Source organism: Streptococcus sp. 79, from assembly GCF_013277425.1.
GTDB lineage: Bacteria > Bacillota > Bacilli > Lactobacillales > Streptococcaceae > Streptococcus > Streptococcus pseudopneumoniae.
This window is the reverse complement of the sequence record NZ_VMMW01000040.1, coordinates 1-15,364: the sequence shown is the minus strand read 5'-3', so window position 1 is coordinate 15,364 and position 15,364 is coordinate 1. Positions and strand designations below refer to the sequence as shown.

The 15,364-nt window shown below is 40.1% G+C and carries 16 protein-coding genes and 2 pseudogenes; 10 read left to right on the top strand and 8 right to left on the bottom strand.

Translation table 11 applies throughout. The features are described 5' to 3' along the window. A pseudogene (locus tag HT729_RS06985) lies at positions 1–368 on the bottom strand (hypothetical protein); the annotation flags it as partial. 73 nt (positions 369–441) lie between these two features. After that, complete coding sequence (locus tag HT729_RS06980; RefSeq protein WP_000732159.1) at positions 442–843, bottom strand: hypothetical protein; 402 nt, start codon at positions 841–843, stop codon at positions 442–444. A 527-nt stretch (positions 844–1,370) separates the two neighbouring features. On the opposite strand from HT729_RS06980, the gene HT729_RS06975 reads away from it, so the two are divergent. Beyond that, a complete protein-coding gene (locus tag HT729_RS06975) occupies positions 1,371–2,234 on the top strand; it encodes a helix-turn-helix transcriptional regulator (RefSeq protein ID WP_001268181.1) in 864 nt (287 codons plus the stop codon). 50 nt (positions 2,235–2,284) lie between these two features. Here the strand turns inward: HT729_RS06975 and HT729_RS06970 are convergent, their stop codons facing one another. Beyond that, positions 2,285–2,905 (bottom strand): LysM domain-containing protein, encoded by a 621-nt coding sequence (locus HT729_RS06970; protein ID WP_023939095.1) that lies wholly within the window; start codon positions 2,903–2,905, stop codon positions 2,285–2,287. Positions 2,906–3,146: 241 nt separating this feature from the next. On the opposite strand from HT729_RS06970, the gene sdaAB reads away from it, so the two are divergent. From sdaAB to HT729_RS12425, 4 genes are read left to right on the top strand one after another with little or no spacing between them, the layout of a single operon-like run. After that, positions 3,147–3,818, top strand: coding sequence for an L-serine ammonia-lyase, iron-sulfur-dependent subunit beta (gene sdaAB / locus HT729_RS06965; protein WP_000838914.1), 672 nt, complete (start codon positions 3,147–3,149; stop codon positions 3,816–3,818). 8 nt (positions 3,819–3,826) lie between these two features. Next, positions 3,827–4,699, top strand: a complete 873-nt coding sequence (sdaAA, locus tag HT729_RS06960) for an L-serine ammonia-lyase, iron-sulfur-dependent, subunit alpha (RefSeq protein ID WP_050973117.1) — start codon at positions 3,827–3,829, stop codon at positions 4,697–4,699. A gap of 21 nt (positions 4,700–4,720) precedes the next feature. After that, positions 4,721–5,353, top strand: a complete 633-nt coding sequence (locus HT729_RS06955; protein ID WP_172931838.1) for an HAD family hydrolase — start codon at positions 4,721–4,723, stop codon at positions 5,351–5,353. Between the two features lie 49 nt (positions 5,354–5,402). After that, a complete protein-coding gene (locus HT729_RS12425) occupies positions 5,403–5,528 on the top strand; it encodes a hypothetical protein (protein WP_264175888.1) in 126 nt (41 codons plus the stop codon). 84 nt (positions 5,529–5,612) lie between these two features. Here HT729_RS12425 and HT729_RS06950 read toward each other — a convergent pair whose 3' ends face one another. Next, positions 5,613–7,463: a nucleoside-diphosphate sugar epimerase/dehydratase gene (locus HT729_RS06950; protein ID WP_172931837.1), complete on the bottom strand. Its 1,851-nt coding sequence runs from the start codon at positions 7,461–7,463 to the stop codon at positions 5,613–5,615. 53 nt (positions 7,464–7,516) lie between these two features. Beyond that, positions 7,517–8,661, bottom strand: a pseudogene (locus HT729_RS06945) (glycosyltransferase family 2 protein). A 57-nt stretch (positions 8,662–8,718) separates the two neighbouring features. On the opposite strand from HT729_RS06945, the gene HT729_RS06940 reads away from it, so the two are divergent. The 5 genes from HT729_RS06940 (at position 8,719) to HT729_RS06920 (ending at position 12,961) form a co-directional block, all read left to right on the top strand. Further along, a complete protein-coding gene (locus tag HT729_RS06940; protein ID WP_172931836.1) occupies positions 8,719–9,885 on the top strand; it encodes an MFS transporter in 1,167 nt (388 codons plus the stop codon). A 138-nt stretch (positions 9,886–10,023) separates the two neighbouring features. Then, positions 10,024–10,350: a PadR family transcriptional regulator gene (locus HT729_RS06935; RefSeq protein WP_000273863.1), complete on the top strand. Its 327-nt coding sequence runs from the start codon at positions 10,024–10,026 to the stop codon at positions 10,348–10,350. Beyond that, positions 10,337–10,930, top strand: a complete 594-nt coding sequence (locus tag HT729_RS06930; protein WP_050281786.1) for a DUF1700 domain-containing protein — start codon at positions 10,337–10,339, stop codon at positions 10,928–10,930. The genes HT729_RS06935 and HT729_RS06930 overlap by 14 nt, the downstream gene beginning before the upstream one ends. Further along, on the top strand, positions 10,923–11,834 hold the full coding sequence (locus HT729_RS06925; protein ID WP_050281785.1) for a DUF4097 domain-containing protein: 912 nt from the start codon (positions 10,923–10,925) through the stop codon (positions 11,832–11,834). Before HT729_RS06930 ends, HT729_RS06925 begins: the two co-directional genes overlap by 8 nt. Before the next feature lie 62 nt (positions 11,835–11,896). Beyond that, on the top strand, positions 11,897–12,961 hold the full coding sequence (locus HT729_RS06920) for a DUF6574 domain-containing protein (protein WP_050281784.1): 1,065 nt from the start codon (positions 11,897–11,899) through the stop codon (positions 12,959–12,961). Here HT729_RS06920 and HT729_RS12050 read toward each other — a convergent pair. The 3 genes from HT729_RS12050 to HT729_RS06905 form a co-directional block, all read right to left on the bottom strand. Further along, on the bottom strand, positions 12,958–13,110 hold the full coding sequence (locus HT729_RS12050) for a hypothetical protein (RefSeq protein ID WP_000692984.1): 153 nt from the start codon (positions 13,108–13,110) through the stop codon (positions 12,958–12,960). The genes HT729_RS06920 and HT729_RS12050 overlap by 4 nt on opposite strands. Positions 13,111–13,183: 73 nt before the next feature. Next, a complete protein-coding gene (locus HT729_RS06910) occupies positions 13,184–14,044 on the bottom strand; it encodes a DUF4299 family protein (RefSeq protein WP_050281783.1) in 861 nt (286 codons plus the stop codon). Between the two features lie 121 nt (positions 14,045–14,165). Further along, complete coding sequence (locus HT729_RS06905) at positions 14,166–15,152, bottom strand: rhodanese-related sulfurtransferase (RefSeq protein WP_001030014.1); 987 nt, start codon at positions 15,150–15,152, stop codon at positions 14,166–14,168. Between the last annotated feature and the right edge of the window lie 212 nt (positions 15,153–15,364).

The following is a 15,364-nucleotide window of genomic DNA, read 5'->3' as shown; positions in this document are numbered from 1 at the left end:
TAAGTGATAAAGTCGGGAATAAATGTTGTAAATGATATGAATCCATTGATTATAAAAATAGAATTAAAATACTGTTTATATCCCATCCTTGATATAATATATTTCATTATTCCACTTTTTCTATTTTCGATATGCTGTGACGCAAAAGGAATTGTTGCAATAAGAGGTGCCAAAACTATTAACAACGACCTATCACCATTATAACCTTGTAAAAATACCACAATATAATCATGATTAAAAAAATACTCCATCCCCTCTTCAATAAATGCACTTACAGAAAATATCATAGAAGTTAAAATAATTAATATTGCTAAAAAGAATTGCTTATTTTTCATCCCTTTTAAAAATATACTGACCTTGTAATCCATACTTCTCTCCTATAAAACAAATGGGATGAGCGAACATGCTCACCCCCAAATATACAAACCTATATTCTAGCTCTTAATACTCATCAGGACTCCACGAACCGCTGGTTTGAACTTTAACATATGTTGCGAACCCTGTCCATCCACCCAATCTAAGATTAGATCCTTCTGCATCTGATGGACTATTATAATTCAAATAAATCCTATCTCCACTGCCTGAAGAATATGTACGTGTCATTTGAGCGTCACCTCTAAAAATAGCACAGTGCATTGTATAACCACCACCGATTGATGTATTATTATTTACTCCTCTTGATTGATTTGTTTTATATAATGAGTCAGTCACTGTACGACCTCCGAATCTCGGCATAATCATATCGTAGTCCGAAATTTCTCTAGCAGAGACAGCCATTGCACCAATCATTAACGTAGCACATATACTTGCAAATAACTTTGTTTTAGTATCTAGTTTTTTCATTATTACAATCCAATCCTTTCGCTCCACTTACGACACAATACAAAATGAAAAACATGTTGTATTGTGTTGTTTTCTTTAATTTGGGATATGATATACTTCCTGTGAAACCAAATATGATAAACTAAAAATCAAAATTATAATGAATTCAAATTTATAGAATAACTACCTTAAAACGAAATTAACATTCACAGAAAATCTTATGTAATTACTAAATAATCCATTGGACTCATCTTCCTTTCATTTTTGCAACTAGCGCATTATATCGGCCATTTCCATGGGAAAACCGTAGCAATGCTAAATAAGAAAGCAAGAACAACTAAAAAGCGAAAAACTTTTTTATTCATACTTTTTCCCTCCTATCCATATTTTGTATCTATAGTATACCTCTTCTTTATTCTATTTTAAAATTAGTTAACTTTTTTCACACATTATTTTAGTTTTCTTTTTTACTATTCCTGTTACTATGATACAATATTTTTAACTAGATTTTATTATTTGTTAACTTTTTTCACGAAAAGGAGAAAATTATGCGTTATGATTTCGGAAAGGTCTATAAAGAAATACGCGAGTCAAAAGGCTTGACCCAAGAAGAGGTCTGTGGAAATGTCCTCTCAAGAACCAGCCTATCAAAGATTGAAGGCGGTAAAGCAACTCCCAAATATGAAAATATGGAGTTTCTTCTCCAGCAAATCAATATGAGTTTTGAAGAGTTTGACTATATCTGCCATCTCTATCAACCAAGCCAACGAACAGAAATCATGCAAACCTATCTCAATATGAGCTCAATCCTAGGGACTAGTGAACTCGAAAAACTATTTCAAAAATGCCAAAACTATCTCAAGACCCATCATGACCTCTCTATAGAAGAGATCAGGGATATGCTGGAAGTTGTCATTCATATCCGTCAACATGGTACAGAGCAACTGTCAGACCAAGTAAAACAGACTATCAAAAAGCTTTGGGAAAAAATTGAAAAACAAGATACATGGTATGAAAATGACCTAAAAATCCTCAATACCATTCTTTTCAGCTTTCCCATTGAACACCTCCATCTCATCACTGGAAAAATCTTGCAACGCTTGGAAGTCTATAAAAACTACCAACATTTATATGACTTACGAATGGCAATCCTACTCAATCTGTCCACCATTTACTTATACCATCAAGACAAAAACATGTGTCAACAAATCTGCTATACTTTACTAGAGGATGCCAAGAAAAAGAAGCACTACGATAGACTTGCTATCTGCTATGTCCGTATCGGGATTTGTAGGGATGACGCTAGACTTATCCAAAAAGGTTTCTCACTTCTAGAGCTGACCGAGGAAACTTCTATGCTGTCTCATCTCAAAAAAGAAGTAGAGATCTATTCTCAACCGAAGGAAATATAAAAAGTCGAGGGATTTCCTCGACCTTTTCATATTATTCTGTTCGTTATTTCTTAATACCAGCCGTTGTTAAGCCAGAAGTTTTTAGCAGCAGTCCATGAACCGTAACGTCCTGCTACATAGGCATCTGCTACACGTTCTTGGTTTTCAGCTGAGTAGTCACCGTTCAAGTATGAATCGGTCAATTGGTAACGTCCGATATAACGTCCGTTTGTAGCTGTGTAGCTACCACCTGATTCTTTTTGAGCAATCCATTCTTTGGCTTCTGCTTCAGATCCGCTTACAGTTGAAGCAACTGTTTCTTCTGCTACTGTTTCACTTACTACTGGAGTTTCTTCCTCTACCTCTGTAGTTTCTGCCACTGGAGCTGAAACAGCCTCATCTTGGGCTGCTGGAGCTTCATAGGTCGTTGAAGCTGGTACTGCTGGCGCTACAGGACCATCGATAACCAACTCTTGACCAACATAAATCAAATGAATGTTGTCGATGTGGTTGTTTTCTGCCAATTTTTCAACTGTTGTGTTGTGAGTTTCAGCGATTTCTGAAAGTGTATCACCTTCTTTAACAGTGTAAGTTGATGATTCTTGAGCAGATACAAATGATGGAGCAAATACTGCAAACAAGGCAGCTACTCCTGCAAGAGTTGTCTTAATCTTTTTAGTTGTTGATTTCATATTTGAAAATTCTCCTTCTTTCTATAGTTCTATCATACCCTTTAAATATTACCGTTTCTTGACACTTTTATGTAGAAATATTACAAAATTATTTTTTATTTCCCTAGATAAGGTGTTTTTTGTCATAAAAGATACTATTTTTATGCTATTTGAGGTATTAGAAAGGTTTTCATCCACAATTAAAGCCAAGACCTTCATTCTTTGATATAATAGAGATAAGAATTTTTATAAGGGGAAACTGATGAAATCACTTCGTTTTCAATCTGTCTTTGATATCATCGGACCAGTTATGATTGGCCCATCTAGTAGTCATACCGCTGGTGCTGTTCGTATTGGGAAGATTGTCTCTTCCATTTTTGATGATACTCCGACAGAAGTCGAATTCCAACTATTTAACTCATTTGCCAAGACCTATCGTGGTCACGGAACAGACCTAGCCCTTGTTGCAGGTATTTTAGGCATGGATACAGATGATCCTGAAATTCCAAACAGTCTGGAGATTGCCCACAAGCGTGGTATCAAGATTGTCTGGACCATTCAGAAAGACAGCAATGCCCCTCACCCCAACACCACTAAAATTACCGTCAAAAATGTCCACAAGACCATCAGCGTGACTGGTATTTCTATCGGTGGAGGAAATATTCAGGTAACCGAACTCAATGGTTTTGCCGTCTCTCTCAATATGAATACACCGACTATCATCATCGTTCATCAAGATATTCCAGGCATGATTGCTCTTGTAACAGAGGCGCTTTCCCGCTATGGTATCAATATCGCCCAGATGAATGTCACTCGTGAAAAAGCTGGTGAAAAAGCCATTATGATTATCGAAGTTGACAGTCGCAACTGTGATGAGGCTATCGAAGAAATTCGAAAAATCCCTCATCTCCACAATGTCAATTTCTTTAAATAGGAGGAAGCATGTTTTATTCTATCAAAGAATTGGTCGAGCAAGCAGATCTGGACTTTCAAGGAAATGTCGCAGAACTCATGATTACAACAGAGTTTGAATTGACCGGTCGCGAACGTGAAGAAGTCTTCCTTCTCATGGAACGCAATCTGGAAGTCATGAAAGCCTCTGTCCAACTTGGCCTCAATGAAAATAAATCTCGTAGTGGTCTGACAGGTGGAGATGCTGCCAAATTGGATCACTACATCAAAAACGAAAAAACTTTATCAGATTACACGATTCTCTCTGCTGCCCGAAATGCTATCGCAGTCAATGAACACAATGCTAAAATGGGCTTGGTCTGCGCTACTCCTACCGCAGGAAGTGCCGGTTGTCTCCCTTCCGTTCTCACTGCTGCTATTGAAAAATTAGACCTCAGCCACGAGCAACAATTGGATTTCCTCTTTGCTGCTGGTGCCTTTGGACTAGTCATCGCAAACAATGCCTCCATCTCAGGTGCTGAGGGTGGGTGTCAAGCTGAAGTTGGTTCAGCCTCTGCTATGAGTGCTGCCGCCTTGACTCTGGCTGCAGGTGGAACACCTTATCAGGCCAGTCAAGCTATTGCCTTTGTCATTAAAAATATGCTAGGCCTCATCTGTGACCCTGTTGCAGGTTTGGTCGAAGTTCCCTGTGTCAAACGTAATGCCATGGGAGCTAGCTTTGCCTTTATCGCAGCAGACATGGCCTTGGCAGGTATCGAATCTAAAATCCCTGTGGATGAGGTGATCGATGCCATGTACCAAGTGGGTTCAAGCATGCCAACTGCCTTTCGTGAAACAGCTGAAGGTGGACTCGCTACCACCCCTACTGGTCGTCGCCTCCAAAAAGAAATTTTCGGAGAATAAGTTTATCAAATAGGAGAAACCATGACCTCTATCACAGCGATTTTTTTCGATCTGGATGGAACCCTCGTTGACAGTTCTATCGGGATTCACAATGCCTTTACCCATACCTTTAAGGAGCTGGGAGTGCCTAGCCCTGATGCCAAAACTATTCGTGGTTTTATGGGACCGCCCCTCGAAAGTAGTTTTGCGACCTGCCTGCCCAAAGAACAAATCGCTGAGGCTGTGCAGATATATCGTTCTTACTACAAGGCAAAAGGCATCTATGAAGCTCAACTATTTCCTCAGATTGTAGACTTGCTTGAGGAGTTATCAAGCAGTTATCCACTCTACATCACCACGACAAAAAATACTCCAATCGCTCAAGACATGACTAAAAACTTGGGAATCCATCATTTCTTTGATGGCATTTATGGTTCCAGCCCTGAAGCACCTCATAAGGCAGATGTCATTCGCCAGGCCTTGCAGACACATCAACTAGTCCCTCAACAAGCCATCATCATCGGAGATACCAAGTTTGATATGCTTGGAGCTCAAGAAACAGGCATTCAGAAATTGGCCGTCACTTGGGGATTTGGGGAGCAAGCAGATTTGCTCAACTATCAGCCTAATTATATCGCTCACAAACCCTTAGAAGTTTTGGCGTATTTTCAATAACATAGACTGGGCTACAACCCCATTTCAGAAGAAAATGAGGTAATACTCAATGAAAATCAAAGAGCAAACCAGGAAAGTAACCGCAGGCTGCTCAAAACACTGTTTTAAGGTTGTAGATGGAACTGACGAAGTCAGTAACATATATCTACGGCAAGGCGACGTTGACGTGGTTTGAAGAGATTTTCGAAGAGTATAAGCCTCTACATAACAAAACGCATATTACCAAGGCTCAAGACCTGATAATATGCGTTTTTCTTTTTTATTCAACGTGGGTTGTTTGATTGGCAAAGGCGATAGTAGCCTGCTTCAACTCATCTCCACTAAGAGTGCGGAACTCTTCAATCTTTTGATCGATGGCTTCTAGAGGCATGACATTAACCTTACCAACGAAAATCTTATCCATAACTTGGTTATCAACAAGTTCTGTTGATACCAAGAGTTCTTCGTAGAGTTTTTCACCTGGACGGATTCCAACTTCAACGATTGGAATTTCGCTTTCGGTGTGTCCACTTAGAAGGACCATTTTCTTGGCCAAGTCATAGATTTTGACTGGTTTGCCCATATCAAGGATAAAGACTTCCCCATCCTTGGCATAAGCACCAGCATGGATAACCAGACGGCTAGCTTCTGGAATAGTCATAAAGTAACGGGTCATACGGAAGTCTGTCACCGTTACAGGCCCACCTTCAGCAATCTGACGTTCAAAGACTGGAATGACACTACCTCGGCTACCAAGAACATTCCCAAAACGAACCGCACAGTAAGTCGATTGGCTACGTTGGTTAAAGCCAGTGACAATCAACTCCGCCACGCGCTTAGTTGCTCCCATAACATTGGGTGGATTGACCGCCTTATCTGTCGAAATCATAACCATCTTAGGTACTTTGGCTTCATCAACAGCCTTAGCAACATTGTAAGTTCCGCGGATATTGTTTTTGAAGGCTTCTTTTGGATTGCGCTCCATCATAGGAACATGCTTGTGGGCTGCCGCATGATAAACAATAGCAGGTTTGTACTGCTCAAAGACTTGCAAGAGACGGTCGTAGTCTTGAATGTCCGCAATCACAGGTACATAATCAATCCCTTGGAACTTACGAATCAATTCATGATAAACAAGGTAGATTGAGTTTTCCCCATGACCGAGCAAGACAATGCGTTCAGGATTGAAGCGACTAACTTGACGACAGATTTCAGAACCGATTGAACCTCCAGCTCCTGTGACTAAGATGGTCTTACCTGTCAGTTCTGCACCCAGACGCGATTCGTCAAGACGAATTTCCTGACGGCCCAAAAGGTCTATGATATCAATTTTTTGGAATCCAGTACCTGCTGGGTGAAGTCCTTGAACAACAGTTTCAACATTAGGCATCTTGTAACATTTGACATCCAGCTTATTACACATCTGCAAGATACACTCATATTCTGACGGGTCAAGCGACGGAATTGCAACGATAACTCGCTCGATTTGATGGCGTTTGGCTAATTCAGGCAGATTGTCATAAGAGCCTAAAACAGGGATACCACCAAGTTTTTGACCCTTTTTCTTAGCATCCTTATCCAAAATACCAACAAGTTCCAAATCACTGGTTGGGTGTTGGTAACTGTTCATAAAGAGGGCTCCGCCATCACCAGCACCAATCAAGAAGGTTCGACGGTGTTCTCCATCGCCACTTCCTTTTTTGCGTCTAGAGTAGATTAACTGCCAAGTAATCCGTGGCAATAAAATCAAGAAGGTACTCAACAAGATAAAGAGAATGATGAAACGGATGGAGAAGAGTGGCAAGAAGGCATAGCAGATTCCATAAGACAAAACACTGCTGGCAGTCACACCAAAAAAGATTTTCATGAAATCCGTAATCTTGCTGTAACGACTAATACTAGCATTCAACCCCCAAAAACCAATCATCAATTGATAGAACAAGAAGGCCAAACTCGTATAGATAATGTAGTCAACAGGTGCTGGATTAATCAGCCCATAAAATAAAATATAAGATACAATGATCGAAACCACCATACTGAAAATATCAAATATTCCCCAGAAAACCTGCTTTTGTTGTTTATTTAAAATTTCCACCAGATCAATCACATAATCTGTTAGTTTTTTATTCATGTCAATCTACTCCTCCTTAAAAGAGTTTTACTATATTGTTATTGTAGCACATTTTAATTTATTTGGCTTATTTTTCCAAATAAATTACTGTTCCCTTGTACTCTTTCTTCCATTTAAATCCTCTAATTAAACCTACAATCGTTCCAAGGCCATAAGCAAAGTGAATGGAAAATAAAAGAAAGGGCATCACAATTAGAAATCCATTTTTATGTTTTAATAAAGTCAGCAAAGTGAGTAGTGATAAAAGTAAAAAATAGGCGCCTAATAGTAAAGTTATGAATACGAATGTGATCGGTAACAATGCTAGACTAAACACAAGACTCAAAACAAATAAACAAGGAACATAGTGAAATAATGATAAACACTTAAACTGAACATGACTTGTCAAGCCAATCCACAAACCATTTGAATACTTTTGATGCAGCATTTTCTTGAATGTTGGTCGAATATACTGATAAGATAGAATACTTGGGCTATAGCGGATTTTATAACCATGTTCTCGAATTCTATAATGAATATCATTATCTTCAGTTCGGCCAAGTTGCTCATTTACTAAACCAACCTTCTGGAAAACCTCTCGTTTATACATCCCATGAAAAATAGAAGAAACATATCTATCCTCGGCACTATTTCGATAATTGGCAATGCTACTGCCAAACATATTTTCCTCAACAAGATGCAAGGTCTCTGCCCATTTTCCTTTTCCTTCGACAATCGTCGGTCTAGGCCCCCCACAGACAAATTCACCTTGTTGAATAACAGCCACATTGTTCATTACAAAACTCTCAGTAACTTTTGAATGAGCATCAATTTTTAAAATAAGGTCCCCTACAGAATGTTTAACTCCCAGGTTAAAACCACTAGCTTGATTTTTCTTAGGATTGTTATACAATCTAATTGAGTTAAACTCTGTATCTTCCTTTATCAATTGCTGAATGATAGCTGTGGTCCCATCTGTGGACATAGCATTTATAAATAGAATTTCAATATTCTCTTTAGGATAGGTTTGATTTTTTAAGTCTTCAATTAGACCAGACAGATATTTTTCTTCATTGTATGCACTGATTACAATGGATACGAGAAGACTTTCAACATTTTGAGTCACTACTACTCTCCTGAATTTTTCCTTCCACCATTCTATCATAATTTTCAAGACTTTCCCATTTTTATCTTGAAAGCCAGAAACCTTACTTGACATTATAGTGAAAAAGCCTTAAAATAAGCTGTTATTAAAATCAGCTAGAAGAGGTATTTTATGAAAAAGCAATCACTCTTTTTTGTTCCAGGTATTATCCTGATTGGTGTTTCTTTGCGGGCTCCTTTTACTGTTTTACCCATTATTTTGGGAGATATTTCGCAAGGGCTGGGGGTAGAAGTTAGTTCGCTTGGTGTCTTGACCAGCCTGCCTCTCCTTATGTTTACCCTCTTTTCACCATTTTCTACCCGACTGGCTCAGAAAATCGGCTTGGAGCATCTCTTCACCTACAGCCTCTTCTTCTTGACCATCGGCTCACTTATTCGACTAATCAATCTGCCCCTGCTCTATCTAGGAACCTTGATGGTTGGGGCAAGTATCGCAGTCATCAATGTGCTGCTTCCTAGTCTTATCCAAGCCAATCAACCAAAGAAAATTGGTTTTCTGACCACCTTATATGTAACCTCTATGGGGGTTGCGACGGCTCTTGCTTCCTATCTAGCCGTGCCTATTACACAAGCCAGTTCTTGGAAAGGACTTATCATCCTCCTCACCCTGCTCTGCCTAGCAACTTTTTTGGTCTGGCTCCCAAATCACCGCTATAATCATAGACTAGCTCCACAAACCAAACAAAAAAGTCAAATAAAGGTTATGCGTAATAAACAGGTCTGGGCAATTATTATCTTTGCAGGTTTTCAATCCTTGATTTTTTACACTGCTATGACTTGGTTACCTACCATGGCTATCCATGCAGGCCTATCCAGTCACCAAGCTGGCTTGCTGACTTCTATCTTCTCTCTGATTAGCATTCCTTTTTCAATGACCATCCCAAGCTTGACAACTAGTTTATCTACTCGCAACCGTCAGCTCATGCTCACTCTGGTTTCACTAGCTGGTGTGGTCGGCATTTCCATGCTCTTTTTCCCAATCAATAATTTCATTTACTGGCTTGCCATCCATCTCCTCATCGGAACCGCAACCAGTGCCCTCTTCCCTTATCTCATGGTCAACTTTTCACTCAAGACAAGCGCCCCTGAAAAGACAGCCCAATTGTCCGGCCTATCTCAAACAGGAGGCTATATCCTAGCAGCCTTTGGGCCAACCCTCTTTGGTTACAGTTTTGACCTGTTCCACTCTTGGGTACCATCTGTAGCTGCCCTCTTGCTCATCGATATCCTGATGACTGTGGCCCTCTTTACAGTGGACAGAGCGGATAAGATCCTTTAAACTTCTAGTTTTAGCTAGAAGTTTTTTATATATAAAAATTTTACACATTTCTCTTGACAGGGCTTTCTTTTAGATGTACAATGTATGTGTAGAAAAATTATATATAAAAATCTTACACATTAGAAAAGGAGGTTTCCCATGTACTTTCCAACATCCTCTGCCTTGATTGAATTTCTCATCTTGGCTGTACTGGAGCAGGGTGATTCTTATGGTTATGAGATTAGCCAAACCATTAAGCTGATCGCTAATATCAAAGAATCCACACTCTATCCCATTCTCAAAAAATTGGAAGGCAATAGCTTTCTGACAACCTATTCTAGAGAGTTCCAAGGTCGCATGCGCAAATACTACTCCTTGACAAATGGTGGTATAGAACAGCTCTTGACCCTAAAAGATGAATGGGCACTCTATACAGACACCATCAATGGCATCATAGAAGGGAGTATCCGCCATGACAAGAACTGAATACCTGACTCAGCTAGAACTCTATCTCAAGAAACTACCTGAAGCTGACCAAATTGAAGCCATGGACTATTTCAGAGAGCTCTTTGACGATGCTGGAGTCGAAGGAGAGGAAGAACTCATCGCTAGCTTAGGAACTCCTAAGGAAGCAGCTCACGAAGTCCTCTCCAATCTTCTCGATAAAAAAATCAATGAGGCACCCGCTCAAAAAAATAACCGACAAATTTTGCATATCGCCTTGTTAGCCCTCCTTGCAGCACCCATCGGTATTCCTCTGGGAATCGCCATCCTCGTGACCCTGTTCGCAATCCTTGTAGCCGCTTTGACTGTTATTCTGGCTTTCTTTGCAGTTTCCATACTGGGTATCATCGGCGGATTCCTATTTTTAGTTGAAAGTTTCACTGTCTTAGCCCAAGCCAAATCAGCCTTTATCTTGATTTTCGGTTCTGGTTTACTGGCTATCGGTGCTTCTTCACTAGTCTTACTAGGTATTTCCTATGTAGCCCGCTTCTTCGGTCTACTCATTGTTCGCCTGGTGCAGTTTGTTCTTAAAAAAGGAAAGAGAGGTGACCAGCATGCGTAAATTGACAAAAGGATTTCTCATTTTTGGTGTGGTGACTACCGTTATCGGATTTATCCTGCTCTTTGTAGGCATCCAATCTGACGGGATTAAGAGCCTACTTTCCATGTCCAAAGAACCTGTCTATGATAGCCGTACGGAAGAACTAACCTTTGGCAAGGAAGTCGAAAACCTAGAAATTACTCTCCACCAACACGCGCTGACCATCACAGACTCTTTCGATGATCAAATCCACATTTCTTACCATCCATCTCTTTCTGCTCACCATGATCTTATCACCAATCAGAACGATAAAACGCTGAGTCTCACTGATAAGAAACTGTCTGAAAGTCCATTTATCTCTTCTGGAATTGATGGGATTCTCCATATTGTAAGTAGTTCATCTAATCGTTTTAATGATGTCATCATCGGACTACCGAAAGGGAGAACTCTAAAAGGGATCAACATCTCAGCCAATCGCGGACAAACCACCATCATAAATGCTAGCCTTGAAAATGCGACCCTCAATACAAACGGCTATATCCTCCGAATTGAAGGAAGTCGTATCAAAAACAGTAAACTCACAACGCCCAATATCGTTAATATCTTTGATACAGATCTTACAGATAGTCAGCTAGAGTCAACAGAACATCACTTCCACGCTGAAAATATCCAAGTCCATGGTAAGGTTGAACTGACTGCCAAAGATTATCTCCGAATCATCCTAGACCAGAAAGAGAGCCAACGAATTAATTGGGATGTCTCAAGTAACTATGGGTCTATCTTCCAATTCACAAGAGAAGAGCCTGAATCAAGAGGTACGGAATTAAGCAACCCTTACAAAACTGAAAAAACCGATGTCAAGGATCAACTCATTGCGAGATCTGATGATGATATTGAGCTAATATTCACACCAAGCAGACGTTGACAAAAACGCTTACATCTGCTACTATGGAAACATATTTATCTAACTAAAAAGGAGGTTCTACCATGAAACAAGAATGGTTTGAAAGTAATGATTTTGTAAAAACAACAAGCAAGAACAAACCTGAAGAGCAAGCTCAAGAGGTTGCAGACAAGGCTGAAGAAAGGATAGCCGATCTCGATACACCAATTGAAAAAAATACTCAAGTAGAGGAGGACGTCTCTCAAGCTGAGGTCGAACTGGAAAGCCAGCAAGAAGAGAAAATGGAAACTCCTGAAGACAGTGAAGCGAGAACAGAAATAGAAGAAAAGAAAGTATTAGATTCTACTGAAGAAGAGCAAGACCTTTCTAAAGAAACAGAAAAAGTCACTATAGCTGAAGAGAGTCAAGAAGCACTTCCGCAGCAAAAAGCAACCACGAAAGAGCCTCTTCTTCTCAGTAAATCTTTAGAAAGTCCTTATATCCCCGACCAAGCTCCAAAATCTAGGGATAAATGGAAAGAGCAAGTGCTTGATTTTTGGTCTTGGCTAGTGGAAGCAATCAAATCTCCTACAAGCAAGCTTGAAACAAGTAGCACACACAGCTACACAGCCTTTCTCTTGCTCATTCTATTTTCTTCATCTTCCTTTTTCTTTAGTATCTACCACATCAAACATGCTTACTATGGACATATAGCAACCATAAACAGCCACTTCCCTGAGCAACTAGCACCTTTAACTCTCTTTTCTATCATCTCTATCCTAGTAGCGACAACACTCTTCTTCTTTTCATTCCTCTTGGGTAGTTTCGTCGTGAGACGATTTATCTACCAAGAAAAGGACTGGACGCTAGACAAGGTTCTCCAACAATATAGTCAACTCTTGGCAATTCCAATCTTCCTCACTGCTATTGCTAGTTTCTTTGCCTTCTTTGATAGCCTACGATTTTCAGCCCTTTTATGTGTGATTAGCATTGGAATCATTCTGCTTGCTAGTCTCCATATCATTACCAGACCTAGTCAAGCAAGTGAAAGCGACTCCTTCTATCAGTTATTCTTGTCTGTCCTTGTGAACGGAGTTATTATCCTCCTCTTCTTTGTAGCTGAAGTGGCACTGATTGGAGATTATCTTCGTATCTTGGCCTTTCTTTAAACTTCATACTCTTCGAAAATCTCTTCAAACCACGTCAGCTTCGCCTTACCGTATGTATGGTTACTGACTTCGTCAGTTTCATCTACAACCTCAAAACAGTGTTTTGAGCAGCCTGCGGCTAGCTTCCTAGTTTGCTCTTTGATTTTCATTGAGTAGCAATCCTGTCTTTCACGGCAGGATTTTTTATATATCAAAAAGCAAGTCACTTGACCTGCTTCTGCTTTACTCTTCTTGTGCTAATGCTTTAAAATCTTTGTCTAAGATGGGTTGCACTTCTAATTGATTGGCGTCTAGTTGGTGGTAAAATGCTGATGGTAGCGACTCTAGGAATTTTGCATAGTCCAAGCGAGCGATAGCCTCATAGTCTTCTGGTTTAGAGCCGTCTCCTGTGATTTGAACCAAGTCAATCTCCCACTGGACTTCCTTATCCACCAATTGCTCCATATAGGCTGCAGGAACAAATGGTTCTCTCGGTAAAACTGTCTTGACTCCTTGAGCTAGATGGTAAACGCCATGCACTTGTCCCTCTCCATCCTGATAGAAGGAAACTCTTGCAAAGTAGGCATCTGTCTCTTGAACCGCACGCACACGCGCTTCAAACTGTGCCAAACCATCTTCCCCTAAAAAGCTTTTCAAATCCTCATGACTAAAGAAAACAGGATTAAAAATTCCTTGGCAAATCGTAAAACGGGCTGCAGTGTCTGCAAGATGGGCTTGAATACTTGCTTGGAAATAAGCTTCAAAATCAAAACCATCTAGTCCTTCAATCTCAGTTCCTGTGTAAGCAAGCAAAGCATCTAAAAATGACTTGATGATCTCCCAGTCTATCTTCGTTAGTAGCTCAGGAAGATCGACACGGTAAGCCTTTCGACCATCAGCATAACTGACCTTAAAGAGAAATTGTGATTGCCCCACTATCGCACACTCGATATACTCGAGACGGTTAAGAGGCTGACGGAGATAGACAGCATCATAGCTATGTGACTCCAAACCATCTACCAATGCCAAGATGGACTTGGCAGTCAAAATTTCCTGTTCTCCTAAAATGCTCTGTTTATTTGGAATAAAAATTGTTTTCTCCATAACTGGACTCCTTTGAAATCGTTTACATACAGTATACCTTATTTTCCTGAAAGATACAGAAACAAACTTTAGATTTTTGAGTACAAAGCATAGAAAAACAGCCCCTGAGGACTGTTTGATCTTATACAGTAGCTGCTTGATCCAAGCTTTCACCGATAGCGGCTAGGCGCTCGATTACTTCAGCTTGTGTCAATTCATTTTTTGAAACATAGCGGTTACGTGGGTGAACACGGCACTCGTGTGAGCATCCACGAAGGTACTTGTCTTCATTTTCTTCTGATGTCAAGATACGACGGTTACAGAAGGGATTTCCACAGTTGACATAACGTTCACATGGCGTTCCATCAAACCAGTCTTTCCCTACGATAGTTGGGTTGACATGGTTGACATCAACGGCAATACGCTCGTCAAAGACGTACATTTTCCCATCCCAAAGCTCACCTTGAACTTCTGGGTCTTTACCGTAAGTTGCGATTCCTCCGTGCAATTGGCCGACATCTTTGTAGCCTTCACGGACCATCCAGCCTGAGAATTTCTCACAGCGAACCCCACCTGTACAGTAAACCACGACGCGCTTGTCCATGAATTTTTCCTTGTTATCACGGACCCATTGTGGTAACTCACGGAAGTTGCGAATATCTGGGCGAATAGCTCCACGGAAATGTCCTAGGTCGTACTCATAATCGTTACGTGTGTCAAGGACAACGGTATCTTTATCAAGAAGCGCTTCTTTGAACTCTTTTGGAGACAAGTAAGCACCTGTTGTTTCAAGTGGGTTGATGTCATTGTCAAAGTCGTTGTCTTCCAAACCAAGGTGGACAATTTCTTTCTTGTAGCGAACAAACATCTTCTTGAAGGCTTGTTCATTTTCTTCGTCAATCTTGAACCAAAGGTCTTCCATGCCTGGGAGACTGTGAACGTAGTCCATGTATTTTTGAGTTGTTTCATAGTCACCTGAAACTGTTCCGTTAATTCCCTCGTCAGCGACTAGGATACGGCCTTTAAGGCCGATTGATTTACAGAAAGCCAAGTGGTCTGCAGCAAATTGCTCTGCATTTTCAATTGGAGTATAAAGGTAGTAAAGTAAGACACGAATATCTTTTGCCATAAGATTTGTTCTCTTTTCTATTCTTAAATTTTCTAAATTTTTTATTTATCCATACTAGTATACCTGCTTGAGAAAACGAATGCAATTTATTTGACTGGAAATTGTAGAGGATTCTCAAAATTTCCTGAATGGTTATACTCTTCGAAAATCTCTTCAAACTACGTCAGCTTCACCTTGCCGTAGGTATATGATACTGACTCTGTCAGTTCTAT

Bases quoted from the DNA above. Each gene is read 5' to 3' on its own strand.
- HT729_RS06970 (WP_023939095.1), bottom strand. From the start codon at position 2,905: ATGAAATCAACAACTAAAAAGATTAAGACAACTCTTGCAGGAGTAGCT.
- HT729_RS12050 (WP_000692984.1), bottom strand. From the start codon at position 13,110: ATGAAAATCAAAGAGCAAACTAGGAAGCTAGCCGCAGGCTGCTCAAAA.
- HT729_RS06980 (WP_000732159.1), bottom strand. From the start codon at position 843: ATGAAAAAACTAGATACTAAAACAAAGTTATTTGCAAGTATATGTGCT.
- HT729_RS06910 (WP_050281783.1), bottom strand. From the start codon at position 14,044: ATGGAGAAAACAATTTTTATTCCAAATAAACAGAGCATTTTAGGAGAA.
- HT729_RS06925 (WP_050281785.1), top strand. From the start codon at position 10,923: ATGCGTAAATTGACAAAAGGATTTCTCATTTTTGGTGTGGTGACTACC.
- HT729_RS06935 (WP_000273863.1), top strand. From the start codon at position 10,024: ATGTACTTTCCAACATCCTCTGCCTTGATTGAATTTCTCATCTTGGCT.
- sdaAA (WP_050973117.1), top strand. From the start codon at position 3,827: ATGTTTTATTCTATCAAAGAATTGGTCGAGCAAGCAGATCTGGACTTT.
- HT729_RS06950 (WP_172931837.1), bottom strand. From the start codon at position 7,463: ATGAATAAAAAACTAACAGATTATGTGATTGATCTGGTGGAAATTTTA.
- HT729_RS06955 (WP_172931838.1), top strand. From the start codon at position 4,721: ATGACCTCTATCACAGCGATTTTTTTCGATCTGGATGGAACCCTCGTT.
- HT729_RS06920 (WP_050281784.1), top strand. From the start codon at position 11,897: ATGAAACAAGAATGGTTTGAAAGTAATGATTTTGTAAAAACAACAAGC.
- HT729_RS06940 (WP_172931836.1), top strand. From the start codon at position 8,719: ATGAAAAAGCAATCACTCTTTTTTGTTCCAGGTATTATCCTGATTGGT.
- HT729_RS06905 (WP_001030014.1), bottom strand. From the start codon at position 15,152: ATGGCAAAAGATATTCGTGTCTTACTTTACTACCTTTATACTCCAATT.
- HT729_RS06975 (WP_001268181.1), top strand. From the start codon at position 1,371: ATGCGTTATGATTTCGGAAAGGTCTATAAAGAAATACGCGAGTCAAAA.
- sdaAB (WP_000838914.1), top strand. From the start codon at position 3,147: ATGAAATCACTTCGTTTTCAATCTGTCTTTGATATCATCGGACCAGTT.
- HT729_RS12425 (WP_264175888.1), top strand. From the start codon at position 5,403: ATGAAAATCAAAGAGCAAACCAGGAAAGTAACCGCAGGCTGCTCAAAA.
- HT729_RS06930 (WP_050281786.1), top strand. From the start codon at position 10,337: ATGACAAGAACTGAATACCTGACTCAGCTAGAACTCTATCTCAAGAAA.